Source organism: Paenibacillus intestini (assembly GCF_030803945.1).
GTDB lineage: Bacteria > Bacillota > Bacilli > Paenibacillales > Paenibacillaceae > Paenibacillus > Paenibacillus polysaccharolyticus.
In genome coordinates, this window is the sequence record NZ_JAURUN010000007.1 from 140,248 (window position 1) to 161,747 (window position 21,500).

The 21,500-nt window shown below is 45.9% G+C and carries 17 protein-coding genes and 2 riboswitches; of the genes, 16 read left to right on the forward strand and 1 reads right to left on the reverse strand.

Annotation, left to right across the window (positions count from 1 at the left end; translation table 11 throughout):
- The first annotated feature begins 4 nt into the window (after positions 1 to 4).
- From J2T16_RS18915 to sdaAA, 16 genes are all read left to right on the forward strand, one after another.
- Entirely contained in the window at positions 5 to 463 is a 459-nt protein-coding gene (locus J2T16_RS18915) for an NUDIX domain-containing protein (protein ID WP_154891429.1), read from the forward strand.
- A gap of 457 nt (positions 464 to 920) precedes the next feature.
- Positions 921 to 1,337 (forward strand): pyridoxamine 5'-phosphate oxidase family protein, encoded by a 417-nt coding sequence (locus tag J2T16_RS18920; protein WP_090918752.1) that lies wholly within the window; start codon positions 921 to 923, stop codon positions 1,335 to 1,337.
- Positions 1,338 to 1,811: 474 nt separating this feature from the next.
- Positions 1,812 to 4,112: a bifunctional 2',3'-cyclic-nucleotide 2'-phosphodiesterase/3'-nucleotidase gene (locus J2T16_RS18925; protein ID WP_434349236.1), complete on the forward strand. Its 2,301-nt coding sequence runs from the start codon at positions 1,812 to 1,814 to the stop codon at positions 4,110 to 4,112.
- Positions 4,113 to 4,330: 218 nt separating this feature from the next.
- Complete coding sequence (locus J2T16_RS18930; RefSeq protein ID WP_154891427.1) at positions 4,331 to 5,395, forward strand: EAL domain-containing protein; 1,065 nt, start codon at positions 4,331 to 4,333, stop codon at positions 5,393 to 5,395.
- Between the two features lie 200 nt (positions 5,396 to 5,595).
- Positions 5,596 to 7,635, forward strand: coding sequence for a methyl-accepting chemotaxis protein (locus tag J2T16_RS18935; RefSeq protein ID WP_154891426.1), 2,040 nt, complete (start codon positions 5,596 to 5,598; stop codon positions 7,633 to 7,635).
- Positions 7,636 to 7,762: 127 nt separating this feature from the next.
- On the forward strand, positions 7,763 to 9,055 hold the full coding sequence (locus J2T16_RS18940) for an arsenite/antimonite efflux transporter (RefSeq protein WP_154891425.1): 1,293 nt from the start codon (positions 7,763 to 7,765) through the stop codon (positions 9,053 to 9,055).
- Positions 9,056 to 9,355: 300 nt separating this feature from the next.
- Positions 9,356 to 9,499 carry a hypothetical protein gene (locus J2T16_RS18945; protein ID WP_499019027.1) on the forward strand — a complete coding sequence of 48 codons (144 nt, stop codon included), beginning with the start codon at positions 9,356 to 9,358 and terminating at the stop codon, positions 9,497 to 9,499.
- A 309-nt stretch (positions 9,500 to 9,808) separates the two neighbouring features.
- A complete protein-coding gene (locus tag J2T16_RS18950; protein WP_154891424.1) occupies positions 9,809 to 10,741 on the forward strand; it encodes a phosphate ABC transporter substrate-binding protein in 933 nt (310 codons plus the stop codon).
- Between the two features lie 118 nt (positions 10,742 to 10,859).
- Positions 10,860 to 11,795 carry a phosphate ABC transporter permease subunit PstC gene (gene pstC / locus J2T16_RS18955; protein WP_373323268.1) on the forward strand — a complete coding sequence of 312 codons (936 nt, stop codon included), beginning with the start codon at positions 10,860 to 10,862 and terminating at the stop codon, positions 11,793 to 11,795.
- 2 nt (positions 11,796 to 11,797) lie between these two features.
- The gene (pstA, locus tag J2T16_RS18960) at positions 11,798 to 12,685 is read left to right on the forward strand and encodes a phosphate ABC transporter permease PstA (RefSeq protein WP_090919024.1); all 888 of its coding nucleotides are present in this window, start codon (positions 11,798 to 11,800) and stop codon (positions 12,683 to 12,685) included.
- Positions 12,686 to 12,698: 13 nt separating this feature from the next.
- Positions 12,699 to 13,454 carry a phosphate ABC transporter ATP-binding protein PstB gene (gene pstB, locus J2T16_RS18965; RefSeq protein WP_090918740.1) on the forward strand — a complete coding sequence of 252 codons (756 nt, stop codon included), beginning with the start codon at positions 12,699 to 12,701 and terminating at the stop codon, positions 13,452 to 13,454.
- Between the two features lie 312 nt (positions 13,455 to 13,766).
- Complete coding sequence (locus tag J2T16_RS18970; RefSeq protein ID WP_154891422.1) at positions 13,767 to 14,480, forward strand: response regulator transcription factor; 714 nt, start codon at positions 13,767 to 13,769, stop codon at positions 14,478 to 14,480.
- Positions 14,477 to 15,976, forward strand: a complete 1,500-nt coding sequence (locus tag J2T16_RS18975) for a HAMP domain-containing sensor histidine kinase (protein WP_336121270.1) — start codon at positions 14,477 to 14,479, stop codon at positions 15,974 to 15,976. The genes J2T16_RS18970 and J2T16_RS18975 overlap by 4 nt, the downstream gene beginning before the upstream one ends.
- Before the next feature lie 12 nt (positions 15,977 to 15,988).
- Positions 15,989 to 17,086 carry a LolA family protein gene (locus tag J2T16_RS18980; protein ID WP_341181524.1) on the forward strand — a complete coding sequence of 366 codons (1,098 nt, stop codon included), beginning with the start codon at positions 15,989 to 15,991 and terminating at the stop codon, positions 17,084 to 17,086.
- Positions 17,087 to 17,277: 191 nt separating this feature from the next.
- Positions 17,278 to 17,451: riboswitch (glycine riboswitch) on the forward strand.
- 4 nt (positions 17,452 to 17,455) lie between these two features.
- Positions 17,456 to 17,592, forward strand: a riboswitch (glycine riboswitch).
- A gap of 114 nt (positions 17,593 to 17,706) precedes the next feature.
- Positions 17,707 to 18,396, forward strand: coding sequence for an L-serine ammonia-lyase, iron-sulfur-dependent subunit beta (sdaAB, locus tag J2T16_RS18985; RefSeq protein ID WP_221790956.1), 690 nt, complete (start codon positions 17,707 to 17,709; stop codon positions 18,394 to 18,396).
- Entirely contained in the window at positions 18,386 to 19,321 is a 936-nt protein-coding gene (gene sdaAA, locus J2T16_RS18990; protein WP_154891418.1) for an L-serine ammonia-lyase, iron-sulfur-dependent, subunit alpha, read from the forward strand. The genes sdaAB and sdaAA overlap by 11 nt, the downstream gene beginning before the upstream one ends.
- Positions 19,322 to 19,571: 250 nt before the next feature.
- Here sdaAA and J2T16_RS18995 read toward each other — a convergent pair whose 3' ends face one another.
- Positions 19,572 to 21,326 carry an alpha-glycosidase gene (locus tag J2T16_RS18995; protein WP_154891417.1) on the reverse strand — a complete coding sequence of 585 codons (1,755 nt, stop codon included), beginning with the start codon at positions 21,324 to 21,326 and terminating at the stop codon, positions 19,572 to 19,574.
- Positions 21,327 to 21,500: the final 174 nt, after the last annotated feature.

The window sequence follows — 21,500 nt, forward strand, 5'->3', positions numbered from 1 at the left end:
CACCATGAAACCGATACGGAATTCGGCCAAAGCGGTCATTGTTCAGGACGGAAGTTTGTTACTAATTCGTCTACAAGATCAGTATGGTGATGCTTATGTTTTTCCAGGCGGTGGGCAGGAGAAGGGTGAAGAACTGAAAGATGCGGTAGCTCGGGAATGTCTGGAGGAGATTGGACAGGCGGTGCAGGTAGGTGAGCTATTACATATCCGGGAATACATCGGTGCCAATCATGAGTTTGCTGAGTGGGATGCAGATATCCATCAGGTGGAGTTTTATTTCGAGTGCAGTCTGGTTGATCCAAAAGCTTCAGTCTTTGAAGGCTCTAACCCGGATGATCATCAGGTTGCTGTAGAATGGATTGCGCTCGAGGAGCTGTCCAACATCCGCCTGTATCCCAAAACCATCGGTGAATTGCTGTTGAAAAAGGGAGAGCAACGCATTTACCTTGGAGACCTTAATTAAGTTAACATTCTCAAAATTGTCATGCATATGTTCTGGTTCAGGGATTCATCATAGGTGAGGCGGGTACACTATAAGTACAGGCGTATGTTAAAGGAATCGTGCTTAAATATACATCTGTACATTGTGTCATTAGGAATCTGTGTCGACTGTTAGAGACATAGATTGTATACAATTAATCTTAAAAGAATAGTTCAAAGCTTTTGGGCTTTGAAACTGCTTCTACCAATGAAAGAACTGCAGAAGTAGTGAAAGGGACGAAGTCGATTCTGAAGAAGCGAAGCGCTCGCCTTTATCACCGGATTATTTACCATTAAACCATATTCAATAATAAATCCGGGGATAACAGCGATCGAAAGAACGATTCGTCACTGTAACGGTCACACTGCATAACTATGTTGGTAGCTAGCATCAAAGCCAAGCTTTCAAACACTCCCCCATCCCGAAAGGAGCAACTCCCATGAACCAGAACGAATTGGAACAAAACATTGTGAAGGCTTTGGAAAATAACCCGTATTGCAGTTTCTCCACCGTAGAGAATGGCAAGCCGAAATCCCGTTATATGGCTATTTTCAATGATGGGCTGAATATTCATCTGGCAACCAACCGTCAGACGCACAAAGTAGAGGAACTGGAGAACAATCCGAATGTTAGTCTTCTGCTTGGTTACGAAGCCGGAGGCACCAAGGAAGTGGTGGAGATCGAGGGTACTTGTGAGGTCACTAAAAATGAATCCTTGCGTGAGCAAGTGTGGAATGATGAGTTGAAGGCATGGTTCGATGGACCTAATGATCCCAACTATGTAATCTTGGATATTACCCCAGCTCGCATAGAATATACAGGCAAAGACCATGAGCATCATGTGTGGGAGCAATAAATTCAGGCGTAGCTTCAAGGTAAAGCCAATTACCAAATTATCTTGGCGAATACTCGTTGTCAGACGACGAAAATATAGAGAATGTTCAACCGTGAATGCCTTTTCTAAGGCTTCGCGGTTTTTAATTTTATCCCAAAACAGCAAGATATGCACTTTATGTAACATTGATGTAACATACGTGATTTTGAGTAATTATACCCTAACCCTTTCCTTATTCACTGCAAAATATGTCGAAATCACGCATGAAAACGTAAAATGGACTAGTTATGTGCGGATAACGTAAAAATTAATGCTTTTCATTGTTTTAACATTACGTTATGATTTGATATGTAAATACACGCACAGATATGAATAGATGTTCATGTGAGATAAACTTACCTGAAGACGCCGATGAGTGCTCATTGGATCATCAGTACGCACAACCCATGAAATCTATTATTTTCTGTGCCTGTATTTGCGGTATTGCATGATTTAATGTACATAAACCGGGAGGGGTTATTTTTGAAGAAAAGTAAGAAGTTGTTATCAAGCCTGACTGCCGCTTTCGTTGCATTTAACGTGCTTGCGGTATTTCCAGTACCTGTATCGGCTGCCGATGCGGCCAAAGTCAAATTGCGGATCATGGAAACAACGGACATTCATGACAACCTGATCAACTATGACTATTATTCAGACAAAGCGACGGATCAATATGGACTGGCCAAAACGGCTACGCTGATCAAGAAAGCCCGTGAGGAAGCGAAGAACAGCTTGTTGTTCGACAACGGTGACTTGATCCAGGGTAACCCGATGGGAGACTATGTTGCGAAGATTGATCCTCTGAAAAAGGGTGAAACTCACCCTGTATATAAAGCGATGAATCTGCTCGATTATGATGCAGGTAACATCGGTAACCATGAATTCAACTATGGTCTCGATTTCCTTGACATGACGCTGGAGGGAGCAAACTTCCCTTACATCAATGCCAATGTTTATGTAGACGATGGTGACAAAGATGAAACAAATGACAAAAACTACTTCACTCCTTATAAAATTTTGGACAAAAAAGTAACGGATGAGAACGGCAAGGAGCATACCATTAAAGTGGGCGTGATCGGATTTGTGCCGCCGCAAATCATGCAATGGGACAGTGCTAACCTTGAAGGTAAGGTGATTGCCAAGGATATCATCGCTACTGCGAAAAAGTTTGTTCCAAAGATGAAAGCCGAAGGTGCGGACATTATCGTAGCGATCCCTCACTCGGGATTCGAGGATATTCCGCAAACCGACCTGATGGAGAACTCCGTGCTGTACCTGAGCCAGGTGGAAGGCATTAATGCCATTCTGTTTGGACATGCCCACAAAGTATTCCCTAGTGCAGACTTTAAAGGTAAAAAAGGAGTCGATCTGGAAAAGGGTACAATCAATGGTGTTCCTGCTGTAGAGCCTGGTTTCTGGGGTGATCACCTCGGAATCATTGATCTGGACCTGGAGCAAGTGGACGGCAAATGGAAAGTGGTTGATTCCAAAACAGAAGCACGTCCAATCTACGATACCGCGAACAAAAAACCGCTGGTAGATGCGGATCAGGCAATCGTTGATGCTGTCCATGACGAGCACGAAGGCACACTGGAATATGTACGTGGTCCGGTTGGCGAAACGACAGCACCGATCAACAGCTTCTTCGCTCTGGTGCAGGATGACCCATCCATTCAGATCGTAACGAATGCACAGAAGTGGTACGTGGAAAAGAAACTGCAAGGCACTGACTATGAGAATGTCCCAGTCCTGTCTGCGGGTGCACCTTTCAAAGCAGGTGGACGTTCTGGTGCTTCGTATTACACCAACATTCCTAAAGGTACGATTGCCATCAAAAACGTGGCAGACCTTTATGTATATCCAAACACGGTACACGCTGTAATGGTGAATGGTGCCGAATTGAAAGAGTGGTTAGAATGGTCAGCAGGCCAATTTAACCAGATTGATCCGGCTAAAGGCGGTCAGCAACAATTAATTAATATGGATTTCCCAACGTATAACTTTGATGTTATCGATGGTGTAACCTACCAGATTGATGTTACACAACCAGCTAAGTACGATAGTAAAGCGACAGTGGTTAATGCATCGGCCAGCCGGATCAAAAACTTGAGCTTCGAAGGCAAGCCGGTAGATCCAGCACAAAAATTCATCGTAGCAACGAATAACTATCGTGCGTCTTCATCCAAATTGGCTAACCCGGACGGTAAACGTATCGTTCTGGCTGCACCGGATGAGAACCGTCAAGTGATTATCGACTATATCCGTGAGAACAAAACGATTAACCCGACAGCGGATGGCAACTGGTCGCTAGCACCAATTAAACCTTCTGCTGGTGTAACTGCGGCAGCGCTGAATGACCTTGAGGTGGTATTTGCTTCTTCGCCAGATGCGAAGGATCTGGTAGAGGCGAATCCGGCTATGTCCTTTATTGGTACCAATAAAGATGGGTTCGCAGAGTACGGATTGAAACTGACAGGTGAGGCAGCAGCAACACCAAAACCTGAACCAAGCCCGGCTCCGACACCGAAACCCGAACCAACACCAGCGCCGACGCCAAAACCTACACCAACACCAAAACCACAGCCGGAGAAACCAGCTACGAACCATAAAGTCGTATATGTGGTGCAAAAAGGGGACAACCTGTATCGCATCGGTTTAAAACATGGTGTGGACTGGCGTGTACTTGTCAAAACAAACAAAATCACTAATGTGTATAACCTGAAAGTTGGACAAAAAATTGTCATTCCTGTTTCATAGATTCTAATAAAGGGTATAGTCAAAAGACTGGCAGTCATCAGACTGCTGGTCTTTTTTGTGGCAAGAAAGAATACAAATGTTTCTGTATACATCATATAGGAAGTCATTAAAACATTAGAGATTAATTTCTAGACCCATGATATACTATTTACAAACTTTGGGTATAAAACTTGGTAACATTAATGATGTAGCTTGATAAACTGGCAAGGGGGTTCTACATGAATTGCAGTGGCTGCAGTCCGATCTATCCGATAGAGAGCCAAGGTACCTTGTACCTGCGTCCCGTCTCCCCTGCTTTGCTGGAAGCGCTGCAAACCAAGGGAAGGTATGTTGATTATTCAGAAGAGATGTTTTGGTTCCATTTTTCAGACGTACAGGAGTTACAGAATCGGATGGAAGAGATTATAGATATGGAGAAGATATTGTCGATTTCGCTGGCCGTTCTGTTAAAGTCTGTAACGGAACCATTCACCGATGATTTTAAGAGTGAGTGGATTAGTCTATCCATGCAACATGCCAGAATCAAATATGCTGATATCGTTTCTACTATTTTAGAACGCCAGTTTACCAGTTATATGCAACCGATTGTAGATGCCTCAAAGTGCATTATCGGATATGAGTTTTTGCTTCGTCCGGCTGAACATGGGAGAGCATTTAGTTCCTATGAATTGTTTGAAGTAGCTCGCGAAACGGGACTGCATTCGTTTCTGGATCGTACTGCCCGTATTAAGGCCATTGAGACAAGCGCCAAATATCTGCCTCGCGGTGTGAAACGTTTTGTTAATTTCCTGCCTTCCTCTATTTATAACCCCGAATATTGCCTGACACATACATTTGAGGCGATAGAACGTCTCTCGCTCGATCCGAAAGATTTCGTTTTTGAAGTCGTTGAAACTGAACAGATCCAGCAACTGTCTACATTGCAGCATATTTTTGAAGTTTATCGATCTCGCGGTATGTCCGTAGCATTGGATGATGTAGGCGCTGGATTTTCGACGATCGAACTAATGAACCGCTTAGAGCCGGATTTTGTGAAAATTGATCGCAGCCTGATCGACTATTGTGATCAGGATGAAGTGAAGCAACAGAAGATCAGAAATATTGTTCAGTTATCCAATCGATTTGGAGGCAAAGTGCTTGCCGAGGGGATCGAACGAATGGAGGAGTTTGATTTCTGCCGATCGGTTGGAATTGAACTTGCACAAGGATATTATTTTGGTAAACCCGCAGCACGACCTCCCGATGGTCCATATTCAGATCCATCGTACAGAGAAGCGAGATAACTGTCGTTCACCTTTGGATTAAACATTAACATTGAACATTAACATTACAGCACAAGTCACTTTCCCCTTGAAGTGACTTGTTTGTCGTGAACTTTGTTTTTATTCAAAAAAACTCTGTCATTAGCCGATATATAGTATAGACCAATAGAAGTTCATACATAGCTGGGAGCATGGTGACATAATACAAGGGGGAGAACCGATTGAAAGAGACTAAGAACAAAAAGAAAAGTAAAAAGAAAGCTTTTGTCTGGAATATCCGCAATAAAATGCTCGTTTCTTTTTTGGTTGTTCTTTTGGTACCAAGTTTGGCAATTGGCTTGGTGTCTTTGTATATCGCGGAAGATACAGTACAAGCACAACTGAACGACAGTGCCCTTCAGAGCGTAAGTACGGCTAATAAGATTGTCGAAAGTCAGGTTAATAACAAAATTTTTGACATTAATTTCTTCTCGGATTCACTCGAACCGTCCTTGATCAAAGGAGAAAATGATAGCACGGAGCTTCAAACCAAGCTTGCTCAGTATCTGGGACTGCATCCGGATGTTTTAAATATTTTTGTAGGGTCGACAGAAGGAGTCATGGTTCGCGGCAAGCCAACAGAGAGTAGCCAGCGAGGAGAAGCTTATGATCCAAGAGAGCGTGAGTGGTATAAGCTCGCGATGGATAAGCCGGGTACGGTTGCTATTTCACCTGTCACCAAAAATACAGATGGCGTAGCGGTTGTTTTTATCTCCAAAACGCTTAAGGATCAATCCGCTGTAATTGGCTTGTCACTTGATTTGACCGATCTACGGGATCAGGCTGCGATTAAGGTTGGTCAAGAAGGGTACGTTATTATTCTGGATAAAGATAAACATGTTGTTGTTTCTCCTGTACAAGAAGTAGGTACACAGGAAAAGAGCGGCGTGTTGGATCAAATGTATGATGGCAAGGAAGGTCAATTTGACTATGATTACGAAGGCCGTTCCAAAACCATGATTTTCTCTACGAATGAAGCAACGGGTTGGAAAATTGCAGGTACGATGTTCAAGAGTGAAGTCACCGACGCAAGTAAGGAAATAAGACTTGCTACGCTTATCGTTCTTCTGGCTTCTGTATTCCTAGCCCTTATCTTTATTATCTGGTTCACTCGTTCGTTAGTGAGCCCGATTAAACGGTTGCAGGAAAATGCAAGAGCTGTAAGTAAAGGCGACCTCACCGTGAAGATGGATAGTAAACGTAAAGATGAAATGGGCGAACTCGCGAAGTACTTTGAACGCATGGTGGATAACTTACGCATGATGATTCTGGGTGTGCAGGAAACGGCAGAACAAGTATCCGCTTCTTCACAAGAGTTGTCTGCGAGTGCAGACCAAACAACCAAAGCCATTGAACATTCAACGATGGCGATCCAAGAACTGGCCGAGGGTGCAGAGCAACAAGTGAATAGTGTGAAGGACGGTTCTGGACAGATGAGCCGTATGGCAGAAGACGTCCGTCAGATGTCAGAGCGTGTACAATCCATAACTACAGCCATGCGAAATACATCCGGGGCAGCATCTTCAGGGAATGAAGCAGCGGGAGAAGCTGTTGAACAGATGAATATCATCCAGGAAACGGTGGAACAGTTAGGAGATGTTGTGCAGTCTCTTAATGCCCGTTCAGTTGAGATTGGTAGTATGGTTGATGTCATTGCATCTATCTCCAAACAGACCAACCTTCTCGCACTGAATGCATCTATTGAAGCAGCAAGAGCAGGGGATGCAGGACGTGGATTTGCAGTCGTAGCTGGAGAGGTACGCAAGCTGGCTGAAGAATCGGGTAGTTCCGCGGCTCAGATTGGTGAACTTGTGCATAATATTCGTCAGGACATGGACTCTGCCCTAACAGCGATGAATGCTGCCCAAAGCCGTGTTGGTGAGGGGATACAGGCTGTAAATACTTCTGGAAAATCCTTCGCCCAAATTCGTGAAGCGGTGGAGGATGCTGTTCATACGCTGGATGAACTATCCGAAACGACGAAACAATTGGAGAATGGTGCCTCTCATGTGGCTCAGACGATGACGGATATCTCGAACGTCACTCAGGAATCTGCGGCGAGTACCGAATCTGTATCGGCTTCATCGCAAGAACAACTGGCTTCTGTTGAGGAAATTGCTTCGTCTTCTGCACATTTGAATAGTATGGCTGAACAGTTACAAGGATTGCTGGGCATGTTCAAAATGATGGATGATCCCGCAAAAGATAATAGCAAATCCTGACCATAAAGGGTCAACCAACCATTATCAAAATAATAGAAAAAAATAAATATAGACATTCCTCTTGCGTCCCTGTATAAATATATCGTCTGGTTCTTATGGGCAATTGTACAGGACAGCAGGAGGAACTATGGTATATGTAGCAATATTAATATTTGTTTTGACCATTACGATGGTGATCTGGCAGCCTCGTGGCATCGGCATTGGCTGGAGCGCTTCGGGAGGGGCAATCCTTGCCTTGGCAGCAGGAGTAGTTAGTTTCAATGATGCTTCGGATGTGGCCTCGATTGTGTGGAATGCTACGCTGGCCTTTGTTGGCATTATTATGATTTCATTGATTTTGGACGAGACTGGATTCTTCGAATGGGCTGCCCTTCATATGGCCCGGCTGGCCGGAGGTAACGGACGTAAATTATTCCTTTATTCTATTTTACTGGGGGCTGCGGTGTCTGCCTTGTTTGCCAATGATGGCGCTGCGTTGATTCTGACACCGATTGTTCTGGCAATGGTTCGTGCTTTAAAGTTTGATGAGCGCATGGTGCTGGCATTTGTCATGGCAAGTGGTTTCATCGCGGATACGACCTCATTGCCACTCGTGGTCAGCAATCTGGTGAATATTGTTTCTGCCGATTTCTTTGGCATTACATTTGTAGAGTATGCGATACGTATGTTTGTGCCTAATCTGTTCTCTATTGCAGCGAGTACGGCGATGTTGTTTTTGTTTTATCGTAAAAGCATCCCGCAGACGTATGATGTCACGGCCGCTCGTGACCCCAAGGAAGCCATCCGTGATCCACGGGTGTTCAAGATTGCATGGTTTATGCTGGGACTATTGCTCGTAGCTTACGCTTCCAGTGAATTTCTGCCGATTCCCGTCTCCGTTATTGTAGGTGCGGTGGCCCTGCTTTTCGGTATGCTTGCACGCAAGAGCGAAGCGGTGGATTTGAAAAGGGTGGTTAAGGAAGCACCTTGGTCTATTGTTGTCTTCTCGGTAGGGATGTACATTGTTGTTTATGGTTTGCGTAATGCTGGATTAACGGATCATCTGAGCAGCTGGCTTGATGCTATAGCGGATTATGGTCTGTTCGCAGCATCGCTAGGTATGGGCCTGACCGCTGCGGTATTATCATCCGTGATGAACAATTTACCAACGGTATTAATTAATCTGCTCGCCATTCAAGGTGCACACACCGAGGGTATCATTAAGGAAGCTATGATCTATGCCAATGTCATTGGCTCGGATCTAGGTCCAAAGATGACGCCGATTGGGTCGCTTGCAACCTTGTTATGGCTACATGTATTGTCTCGCAAGGGCGTTAAGATTACATGGGGATATTATTTCAAGGCAGGCATTATTCTAACCATTCCAACGTTGTTGATTACATTGGCCGGTTTAGCATTATGGCTGTGGATCTTGGGATAACAATAAGCATCGAGCTTACAAATAGAGATAGAAATGAAAAGGCGCCTCATATGATATGTGTAATACATATCATATGAGGCGCCTTTTTTGATCAACTTCTACGTTTCTTATAGTTAGAAAGAAAAAACATTCTTATCTTCATGTATTCTTGAGGCCAGCCTTGTCTGAGGCAGGCCTTTCATTGCTACCACCCATAGCTGGAATCAAAGCTTTTGGAATTCCAACGAAGTGATCAAGTGCAGGAGACGGAATCGATTCTGTAGAAGCGAAGCGCTCGCCTTTGTCTCCGAATGTTTACATATGAAAAATGAAATCCATAACGATTTGGAGACAACAGCGATCGGAAGAATGATCCGTAACCGGAACGCCCAGCACGGAGTGGTTCTTTTACTGCCCTCAGCCTTAGCTAGGAATATAAATGTTTTAGAAACAGATGAGCGCTGACGCAGCGGAGGGAACGGAACGATTGTGGAAAAGCGGAGCGTTCGCCTTTATCTCCGGATATATTCCTCTTACAAATACAATCAAATATATCCAGGGGTAACAGCGATTGAAACAACGTCCGTTCTCGAAGCGGCTCCCAGCGCACCTAAGTACGTTCCAACTATTTAATCCCTAGCTCATATTTTTAACATTGCGTTTACAAAACATTGATTTTCAGATGACATAACGAAACTACAATGATTAAAGAGTTGATGGTGATCACACAAATTCACAAAACGCCATCACTACATTGGGGGAGGAAAACAAAAAATGTTTAAAAAGTTGCCGTTTATTTTGATGACCTTAACGTTCGTACTGGTGCTTGCAGCATGCGGATCGAAAAACGACGCAGGTACTACAAATGGTGCCGCAAGTAATGGATCAGGAGATAATACTGCTGCTGAACTCAGCGGTAACATTCTCGCTGTTGGATCAACAGCACTGCAGCCTCTGGTAGAGCAAGCTGGACAAAAATTTATGGCAGTTGATCAATATAAGAACGTGACGGTACAAGTGCAAGGCGGCGGTAGTGGTACAGGTCTGACTCAAGTATCTGACGGACAAGCTACGATCGGTAACTCTGACGTATTTGCTGAAGAGAAGTTGAAAGACGAAGCAAAAGCTAAAGAACTGGTTGACCACCAGGTAGCAGTTGTAGCAATTGCACCAGTAAGCAATAAAGATGCAGGTGTAACGGATCTGACAAAAGAACAACTGGTAGATATTTTCTCCGGTAAAATCACGAACTGGAAAGATGTTGGTGGTAAAGATCAAGCGATCGTTATCGTTAACCGTCCAAGTAGCTCCGGTACACGTGCAACTTTCGAAAACTTCGCGCTGGGAACGAAAGTAGAAGATATTCAAGGTTCAATCCAAGAAGATTCTTCCGGTACAGTTAAGAAACTGGTATCTGAGACTCCAGGAGCAATTGGTTACCTGGCTCTGTCTTACCTGGATGACAAATTGCAAGTTCTGAAATACGGCGGTGTTGAAGCTACAGTTGAGAACGTAGAAGCAGGAACGTATCCAGTATGGGCTTACCAGCACATGTATACAAAAGGTGAGCCGGATGCAGCAACAAAAGCATTCCTCGACTACATGCTCAGCGATGAAATTCAACAAAATGACGTTAAGGAACTGGGCTACATTCCGGTATCCGGCATGAAAGTAAAACGCGATGCAGCAGGTAATGTGACTCAGTAACATTCTTTGAACTTGCGCATACAGCGAAAGAGGCGGACCCAGGTCCTGCCTCTTTGCGCGGTTTGCTCAGAAATTATCCCATATTTTGCACTAATTCTACTATAGAAGGATGGTTGTTATGGAACAGACCGAAGGGGGAACGGTGATGAACAATAAACTGAAACCACGCCGGCCCTTGAGAGAGAAACATTACTGGGAAGAGTGGACGGGACGGATCTACACGTCGATATGTGTCGTTTTCCTGATCGTTGTCATGTTTTCCATCGTATATTTTGTCGCATCCAAAGGGTTATCAACCTTTTTCCAGGATGGCGTCAGCCTGCGTGAGTTCATTTTCGGAAAAACGTGGAATCCTACAGGTGAGCCTGGCGTTTATGGTGCATTACCGTTTATCACGGGTTCCTTTACAACCACCTTGCTTGCAGCATTGATCGCAAGTCCGCTTAGTCTATGTGCAGCACTCTTTATGACCGAGATTGTACCGGGTAAAGGTAAAAAGATTTTGCAGCCCGCGATTGAATTGCTTTCCGGTATTCCATCCGTTGTATACGGATTTATCGGTCTAAGCGTAATTGTTCCGATGTTACGCAGTATCTTCGGAGGACCCGGCATTGGGATTGCAGCCGGATGTCTGGTGTTGTCCGTCATGATTCTGCCTACAGTTACGAGTATCATGGCAGATGCGTTGTCTGCTTTGCCTAAGGGCTTGCGTGAATCTTCTTATGCGCTTGGCGCAACACGCTGGCAGACGATTTATCGGGTAATCATTCCGACGGTGCTACCTGCATTGCTGACAGGTATTGTCCTTGGTATGGCTCGTGCATTTGGTGAAGCATTGGCTGTACAGATGGTCATCGGTAATGCGCCGCATGTACCGACATCCCTGCTCGAATCCGCTTCAACATTAACAAGTGTAATCACCCTGAGTATGGGTAACACCACGATGGGTTCTGTTCATAACAATGCATTGTGGAGCATGGCGCTTGTCCTGCTGGTAATGACCTTTGTCTTCGTCATTCTGGTTCGCCTGCTTGAAAGGAGGAACCGGGTATGAGAATGAAGCCAAAAACAGCGGATAAAATTGCAACAGTAGTCATCGTGATTCTGGCTTTATTCATTGTTGTACTTTTGCTCGGTTTACTCGGATTTATTCTGTTCCGGGGGATCGGTCAGATCAACTGGCACTTCCTGACGAGTGCGCCGCAATTGCTCAAAGGTGGCGGTGGTATTGGTCCGCAACTCTTTAACTCTATCTTTTTGCTTGTACTAACGCTGATTATTACCATCCCGCTCGGCTGGGGCGGAGGTATTTATATGGCGGAATATGCCAAACCGGGTCGGATTACAAGTTTCATTCGACTGGTTGTCGAAGTATTGTCATCTTTCCCATCGATCGTGATCGGTTTGTTCGGACTTTTGCTGATCGTAAATACGTTTGGCCTGGGCTTCTCACTCTTATCGGGTGCGATGGCACTGGCAATTTTCAACTTGCCACTTATGGTACGGACGACAGAGCAAGCTTTCCGAGCCGTTCCCAAAGAGCAGAAGGAAGCAGGACTTGCTCTTGGTTTGTCCAAATGGAAGATCATTACGTCCATCCTGTTGCCTGTGGCACTGCCAAGCTTGATCACTGGTACGATTCTGGCATCCGGTAGGATCTTCGGTGAAGCAGCGGCCCTGATGTTCACTGCGGGTATGAGTAGTCCACCGCTGGACTTTACGGACTGGAATCCAACAAGTCCGAGATCACCAATTAATCCACTTCGTCCTGCGGAAACACTAGCTGTACACATCTGGAAAGTCAACAGTGAAGGCATCGGACCAGATTCAAAAGAAGTTGCAGCAGGGGCTTCTGCCGTGCTGGTCATTCTGGTACTGGCATTCAATCTGAGCGCGCGCTGGATCGGCCGGGTTGTGTACCGCCGTATGACAGCTTCGAAATAAGGAGGAAATCCACATGGCCATACCTTTTGGTACGGAACAGTTAAGCATATATTATGGACATTTTCAGGCCGTGAAGCAGATCAGCCTGACTTTCCCCGAAGCGAGTGTAACGGCCCTGATCGGGCCGTCCGGTTGCGGGAAATCCACATTCCTTCGTTCGTTAAATCGGATGAATGATGAGATTGCCGGGTCCCGCACGGAAGGACATATCTGGATGGACGGCAATGACCTTAACGAACCGGGGACGGATGTAATCAAGCTTCGTCAGAAAATCGGCATGGTGTGGCAGAAGCCAAACCCTTTTCACAAGTCTATTTACAACAATATCGCATTTGGCCCCCGCTACCGCGGTACAAAAAGTAAGAAGGCACTGGATGAAATCGTGGAAAAAAGCTTGCGCCGTGCTGCTCTCTGGGATGAAGTGAAAGACAGGCTACATGAGTCAGCCTTGGCACTTTCAGGTGGACAGCAACAGCGTCTCTGTATCGCGCGCGCACTGTCTGTAGACCCGCAGATCCTATTACTTGACGAGCCTGCATCTGCGCTTGACCCTGTATCTACGGGTAAAGTGGAGGAATTGATCTCGGAGTTGAAGCAGGAGCTACGCATCGTTATTGTTACCCATAACATGCAGCAGGCGGCTCGCATCTCGGATTATACCGCTTATTTTTATCTGGGCAGTATGGTTGAGCACGGGGAGACGGAGCACATTTTTACTAACCCGGACAACCGCTTGACTCAGGAATATATTATGGGGCGTTTTGGTTAATTGAAAACAAAAACAAGGCTTCTGGATTAGTCTATCCGGGAGCCTTGTTTTGCTCTATCTAAATGTTTGCCGGATAGGATGCACCATGCTAGGATAAATAAATATCGAGAAATCATTACATGAGTTAAGCGGCAACTTATTTGAAATTTCATTATGAGACGGAGCGTCCTGAAGTTCAGGGTGCTCTTTTTGTTGTAGAGTGCGGTTTAGAGATCTGGGATATAGACGATTTGTAATTCTAAAGAAACTATAAACTTTGCAGCATCACGAGTATTTTTCGCTACACTTTAATCCAGGGAGGATGAAAGCGCAATGACAGACAAGAATAACATACTGTTAGTAGAGGACGATCCAGAAATTGCCCGGATCTTAATGGACCATCTTCGTCGTGAAGGGTATGCAGTGACCTGGGCATCAAGTGGACTGGAGAGCTGGGAAGATTTCAAGAACGGATTATATCATCTTGTACTACTTGATCTAATGTTGCCGGAGATGGACGGATTTACAGTATGCAAACATGTCAGGTTGATCAGCGATGTTCCGGTATTGATCATGAGTGCCCGGACCCAGGAAGAAAGCAAACTAGAAGGACTTGGCTTAGGCGCAGATGATTATATCACCAAACCTTTTAGTTTGGCGGAGCTTACGGCTCGAATTAAAGCCCACCTGAACAGATATCGTAGATATCAAGGTGGTCAGTCCAATGCATCGCTTCAGCAATACAACGATGGGTTAACGATTCACCCACTGAATCAGCAGGTGAGACTGAATGGTATAGAGGTGCAGTGCACAGCTAAAGAAGGAGCATTGCTAATGCTGCTGACTTCGCACCCCAACCGAGCCTTTACGAAAACAGAGATTTACGAACATGTGTGGGGTCAATCGGCAGAAGGAAGCTCCGCCGCTACAGTTACTGTGCACGTGAAAAGTTTGCGGGCCAAGCTGGGAGATGAGCCGCACCAGCCGCGCTGGATTCAAACCATATGGGGCAGTGGATACCGCTTTATTGGAGAACGGGTTAAATGAAACTGAAATATTGGCTGATGATTGCGTTCCTGATCGTGATGTTTTTGCCTGTGGCGGCAGGGTGGGCTTTATTTTCCTTATATAGCTATTATGAAAATCACCGTGCAGTAGCGGAGTATGTTGAAATGACAGGACGCATTGCACCGATAGAAAAGGTCTTAAATGATCCAACGCTGTATCAGCTGAATTCGCCTGAGCGTGATCAAACCCTCCCTGCGCTTGCCAGCGAACAGCTAAGTTTCAATCTTTATCTACCTTCTGGGATTCGGGTGTACACATCTGGCGGGGATATTACCTGGTCAACAGGTGGATATACGGTAAGAAGCTCTGAATTATATCGAAATCTGTATCATCTTCAGATTCGACACCGCACATTTTCATTGAAAAAACCAGTTTGGGATCAAGGGGAGCTGGTAGGGATTTATGAAATAACGATGTTGCGTGAGGATCGGCTTGAAGGAATATCGCTTCGAACGACATGGGTTATCGGTGGATCAGTGGTATTTTTTGTTCTCTTGTACGGAACAGTGTTGTGGTTGTTATCCCGCAAGCTTTTCTTCCCTATGAAAGTTTTGATAAACAGGATGCATGGATTTGCCCATGGAGAAGAACCAGATGAGATCCGGGTCAACGGTCACAGTGATGAGATGGGTATGTTGTTAAAGCAGTTTGATGCGATGCAACAAACCATCAGGCAGACCCAGAAGGAAGTGGAGAGGCAACAAAAAGAAAAAGAGATGATTGTAGCTTCTCTGTCACACGACCTAAAGACACCTCTCATGTCCATCAGTGCTTATGCGGAAGCACTTAGTATGGAGAGAGATTCTAGACAATTAGAGAGACAAGAGTATAGAGATGTCATCGCTAGAAATGTGGAGCGTATGAAACAGATGATCGGTGAGCTGGAGATGTACACAGCATTGGGTTCCAGAGATTCAGAGCTTGCTATGGTTGAGGTAGAAGGGGAAGAGTTTTTTGAGATGCTGCTTGGCAGTTACGGAGGTCTTGCGGAACGTGATGAGTATGACATGAAGATGTCTGTTCGGACCAATCATTGCTATCGAATTCATCCTGAATCCCTGATGCGTCTGACCGATAATCTAGTGCATAACGCGCTTCGCTACACTCCTCCCCAAGGTAGAATCGGGCTCGCTGTAATGGATTCAGCATCAGAACTGGCGGAATGGATCGATCCATCACTGGGGGCAGAACTGGATGCGTACAGAAATGGTGCGACATTGCTTATCGTTCAAAATGAAGGCCCTCCTATTCCGGCAGAACAGCTGGAGCGGATTTTTGAGCCGTACGTTCAATATCACAAAGAGCAACTAGGCGGTTATGCAGGAGGCTCTGGATTAGGATTAAGCATATCAAAGAGAATCGCATTAAAGCATGGAGGAGATATACGCATGTGGTCCTCTGAACGATATGGGACTGTAGCTGTTTGTCGATTGCCGGAACGAAGGAACCCGGATGAAACACAGGATATAACTTAAGGAAAGGTGAGAATGATGATAAAAATGGGATGGAAGCTGATGGGAGCGGCCTTGATTGCAGGTTCATTGTTTGCTGGATGCGCAGAGAAAGATATGCTTGGGATGTCAGGAGCGGATATGATTGAGAAAGTAATTGCATCCGAGTCTGGGCCAGGGTCATACTATGCCGAAGGTACGATGAAGATGTGGACAGATAGTGAGATTACGAGCACGATACACGTGAAGGAATGGGTCGACGGAAAAACAGGGAAAAAGCGGATCGAGACCGATGAAAACGGAAACGTGAGTTATGCGGTTCATAACGGTTCAGAGATTCTGCTCTATGAAGAAGAGGCGAAGACCGCTATTGCGATGGATTCATCAGCGCTCCAGCAGGAACCCAACCAAACCCAGAAGCAGATGCTGGTGGATCAACTGGAACGTATGCGTGATAACCATAATGTGAAGATGCTGGGTCAGGAAAAGCTTCAGGACCAGGAGGTCATTCATATTGAACTAACTCCGAAGGATAAGGATTCACTCTCCATGTCTTCGGAGTATTGGATAAACCCGAAAGAATGGATGGTTGTGAAAGCCACGAGTACGTATGGGGATACCAAGTCAGAGTTTCTATATGACCAGATCAATTACAATCCTGAGTTCACAGACCAGACGTTCACGCTGGATATTCCTGCAGATGTTGAAGTGAAAAAAATGAATGACGTGATGAATAACCGAGAAATCACACGAGAAGAGGCAGTGCAGGCCGTTGGTCAGCCCTTCCTACAGTATATCGGAGCGGATATGAAATTATCGAGAATTGAGCTCATTTCATCTATGGGTGAACAAGGCCGGGATGAAGTGACACTGTATTATGTGAAGGATAACAAACCAGAGATCAGCATGACCGTATTTAAAGCACCAGGGGAAAACGGTAATGAAAAACTGCTTCCAGAGGAAAAGAAAGTTAACATTCGTGATACAGAAGGTTCATATATGTCTATCATTCGGAACTTGTCGTGGAGCGAGGATGGTCTTCGTTATTCGGTCATGGGCGAAAATGATTTTTGGACAGAAGAACAACTACAGATGTGGGTAGATGAGTTGCAAATAACGAAGCAAGCGAAATAATATTGCGGATAGAGAAAAATGAACAAGCTTTGAACCATATGAACGAAAGGAGCATATCGTATATAGAAATGATGTGCTTCGAGATTACGTCACTTTTATTGACATATAGCGTATGGCATATTACGCTGTATATGATTGAATGCATGGCAGAATGGTGAACTTTCATTAAGGAAATAACAGAATATAGCGAATGATAACGAGCGGGAGAGACCTAGCAGGATGATGCAATACAGTACAAGTAGGCATGATTAATGCAATTTAAGATGTAGAACTGTACTGTACAGATGGCTTGGGCACCGAAGGAGCAAGCAGTTATGCACCCGGCATAACCGTTAATCTCTCAGGTAAATGTACCGTCGTTGGACGCAACTCTGGAGAGTGCGCGGAAGAAGCGCCACCCAAGGGGTATATGATTGTCAGATTGCTGAACAGATGAGTGCTTGCGTGTACTCGGCCTTGTTCTTCCTGGCTTAAAATCATGAAACTCTCAGGTATCAAGGACAGAGAGAGGGCTAACGGCCTTCTTCTGTCCTTTTTTGATGTCATCAATCAGTAAATCAGGAACATTGTGGTGGGTCTTGTCCAGATATCGATGACAAAACCAATTGGAGGGTTAACAGGTGCGATTTAAAGATGTTTTTTCAATTATTGGCCCGTCGATGACGGGACCATCCAGTTCACATACAGCCGGTGCTGCAAGATTGGGACGAATTGCGCGTCAGTGGCTGGGATGTACACCGGAACGTGCAAGGCTTACGTTATATGGCTCATTTGCGGATACCTATCAGGGACATGGAACAGATCTGGCACTAATCGGTGGTTTGCTGGGTTACGTTACAGATGATCCGCGTATACCGGATGCAGAGCAATATGCAGATGAAGCAGGCATGGAGGTTGAATTTTACACCAGCGGTCTACCGGCTCCTCATCCGAACACGGTCAAGATTGAATTGTGGCACGGCGAACGGGCATGCTCTTTAATAGGTGCTTCCATCGGTGGCGGCAGTGTATCTGTGCATGCATTAAATGATTTTCGCGTACAGATCAGTGGAGAGTTTCCGACACTTGTTTTGCGTCATGCCGATAAAGCGGGAGTTCTGGCATCCGTGACCTCAACCATTAGCTCGTCCGGAGTGAATATCGGCTATATGCAAGTGGATCGAAAGGCTCGTGATGGTGAGGCACTTACAGCAATGGAGATGGATGCACCGCCGAGTGAAGACGCGTTGAACAAACTGCGTTCATTGGATCATATGCTGGATATTCGTGTGATTGATCTGAAGAGAGGGGGTGATCCGGATGCGGTTTAAACATCTACATGAATTAAACACCATCTGCACTGCGGAGTCCAAAACAATTGCACAGTTGATGATTGAAGAGCAGGTGCAGGAGACTAACACACCCGAAACAGACGTCGTAAAGCAGATGTCGGAGTACTACCAAGTGATGAAAGAAGCGGTTCGTAAAGGACTTACAGAAGATACAACCTCACGTAGCGGACTGACGGGTGGGGACGGGAAAAAGATGGCCGAATATATTCGCCAAGGCGAAACATGCTCTGGTGATGCTTCTGCCCTTGCCATGGCCTATGCGCTTTGCGTATCGGAAGTGAATGCCTCCATGGGACGGATCGTGGCTACGCCAACAGCGGGCTCTTGTGGCATCATTCCTGGCGTATTTATAAGCTCGCAGGAACGTTTTGGCTGGACGGATGAACATCTGGTGAATGGATTGTTCTGCGCCGGTGCTATTGGATACGTGATCGCCAACAATTCATTTATTTCAGGGGCCGAGGGCGGTTGTCAGGCAGAAGTAGGTTCAGCGATTGGCATGGCTGCCGGTGCGATGGTGGAGCTTCGTGGAGGGACGCCAGAGCAGGTAGTGCATGCTGTAGGATTGGCTTTGAAAAATACACTGGGCCTCATCTGCGATCCGGTTGCTGGCCTTGTAGAGATTCCATGCATCGTGCGCAACGGACTCGGTGCCGTTACTGCACTGGCTGCCGCAGATATGGCACTCGCTGGTGTACGCAGTGCCATTCCGTCTGACGAAGTCATTGACGTGATGTTGGAGGTAGGCAGTGCGATGCCAAGCCGTCACCGCGAGACAGCGCAAGGTGGGCTCGCTCAGACACCTACAGGCCGCAAGATGATGGAGAAGCTGGCGAAACCAAAGGCCAAGCGGTTGCCGGATGAGTCATCCGAAACATCAACAACAGGCTCAGAGGCAGAATAGCAAGTGGATCATATACAGGAACAGGGTCAGATAGCTTAGGAGTACAAAACCAGGTTCCGATTTAGCAAGTAGCAAGTAGTAATTAGAGCATGTTAGTCGTTATTACTTCATAACAAACAAGCGTCCGCGAACCTGGTTTTCTCAGGTTATGCGAGACGCTTGTTTGTCCAGTTTGCCTAAACCGCCAAGATAGCAGTCAACCAATCAGAATTGGAGAAGGCAGTCATTTATTGTTGTTTCAAAAAGGCATCTACTTTACTTCTGTGCGCATCACGGCATATCCGTAAGCAGGCAGTTCAATGGCAAGCACACCGTCTTCCAGAGCGGTGCGATGGTTACCCTCAAACAGCTCCGTCCAAGGTTGCTCACCTGCATCCAGTTCAACGATGGCGGTTTCCTCAGAACGGTTGAACAGAATGAGGATGCGTTCCTCGTCACTTTGCCGCTCCATCACAAGCTGGCTACCGCCTTCCTGAGCTTGCAGGAAACGAATGGTTCCTGCTGCACGCAGTGCAGGATGAGCATGACGCAGAGCAATCAGCTTTTGATAAAAGTGAAGTAGCTCCCGATCCTGCTTCGCTTCGTCCCACTCCATGCATTTGCGGCAACCTGGATCATGTTCTCCGTCGAGCCCGATCTCGTCACCATAATAGATACATGGGGCTCCCATATAACTGAACTGGAACAAGGCAGCCAGCTTCATCTTGCGTTGATCGCCCTCGCACAAGGTAAGCAGGCGCGGAGTATCATGACTGTCGAGTAAGTTGAATGCCACCTCGCTCGCTTGAAGTGGGTAGCGAGATAGCTGCCTGCCAAGGGCACTCGCGAATTGTTCAGCGTGCATCTTATCTTCCACAAAGAAATGATTTACGGCGGCGGTGAACGGATAGTTCATGGCAGCATCGAACTGGTCCCCTTGTAGCCAGGAAGAAGATTCGTTCCATATCTCACCCAGAATGTAGGCATCCGGGTTGGCTTCCTTAACAACCCGCCTGAAATCTCTCCAGAAAGCATCGTCCACTTCATCAGCTACATCAAGACGCCAGCCGTCCGTGCCAACTTCCTTGATCCAATATTCCGCTACTTCGAGCAAGTAGGCCTTCACATCGGGATTCTCTGTATTCAGCTTGGGCATGTGAGCCTCAAAGCCAAATGTCTCATAGGTTGGAATGCCATCCTTTACGTCGAGCGGGAATTCATGTACGTGAAACCAGTCCTTGTATTTGGACTTGGCACCAAGCTTTTGTACATCGACAAAAGGAGCAAATGTTTTGCCTGAATGATTAAACACGGCATCCAGCAGCACACGAATACCGCGTTCATGACATAGCTTAACCAGATGCTTCACTGTGTCAGCATCACCGAAATGGCGGTCGACGCGCAGATAGTCTTCGGTATCATATTTATGATTGGTTGTAGCTTCGAAAATCGGAGTGAAATAAATCGCATTAATACCCAGTTCACTGAGGTAATCAAGGTGGTCGATTACGCCCTGCAGGTCACCGCCAAAGAAATTAAAGGGTGTAGGTTCACCGCCCCAAGGTTCAACCTCTTTGGGATTGATATCCGGGTTGCCATTGGCAAAGCGCTCGGGAAAAATCTGATAAAACACAGCATCTTTCACCCATGCTGGGGGTGTAAACACAGCTCCGGCATGAAGATATGGGAACTGAAACATGCGGCCTGGGTCATCGGGCTCCTCCTCTTGGAAATCCGTCTCGGTCATCCAGATGTGTTCATCTCCACTTTTGAGCAAAAAAGCATACTTCAATCGATGATACGGAGGTCTCACTTCCCCCTCGTAGTAGTCAAACATAGAGTCTGACGTCAATTTGGTCAGAGGAACCATATCTTTTGTTTCCTCCCACGCGTATTTATCTCCAGTCAGGGCATACACCTCGGTGAGATCATTCTTTTTGGCACGCAGACGTAGACGAATCGTATCCTGATCATAGGCATAGGCCCAGTTTCGTTTTGGTTGGTGAAAGATGGCTTCAAGCAGCATATGTAATTCCTCCTGTCAGATATGAATGAAGTAAGCAGAGACCAATTCATTTAAATTCGATTAAATATGCTAGTAGTACAGTAATACAGGTGATATGTAGACATTATTGCTGAAAGATATAGCTTCATATTACGTGACTGCAGATTGCGTTATAATGAGGGTATGAAAAGATAG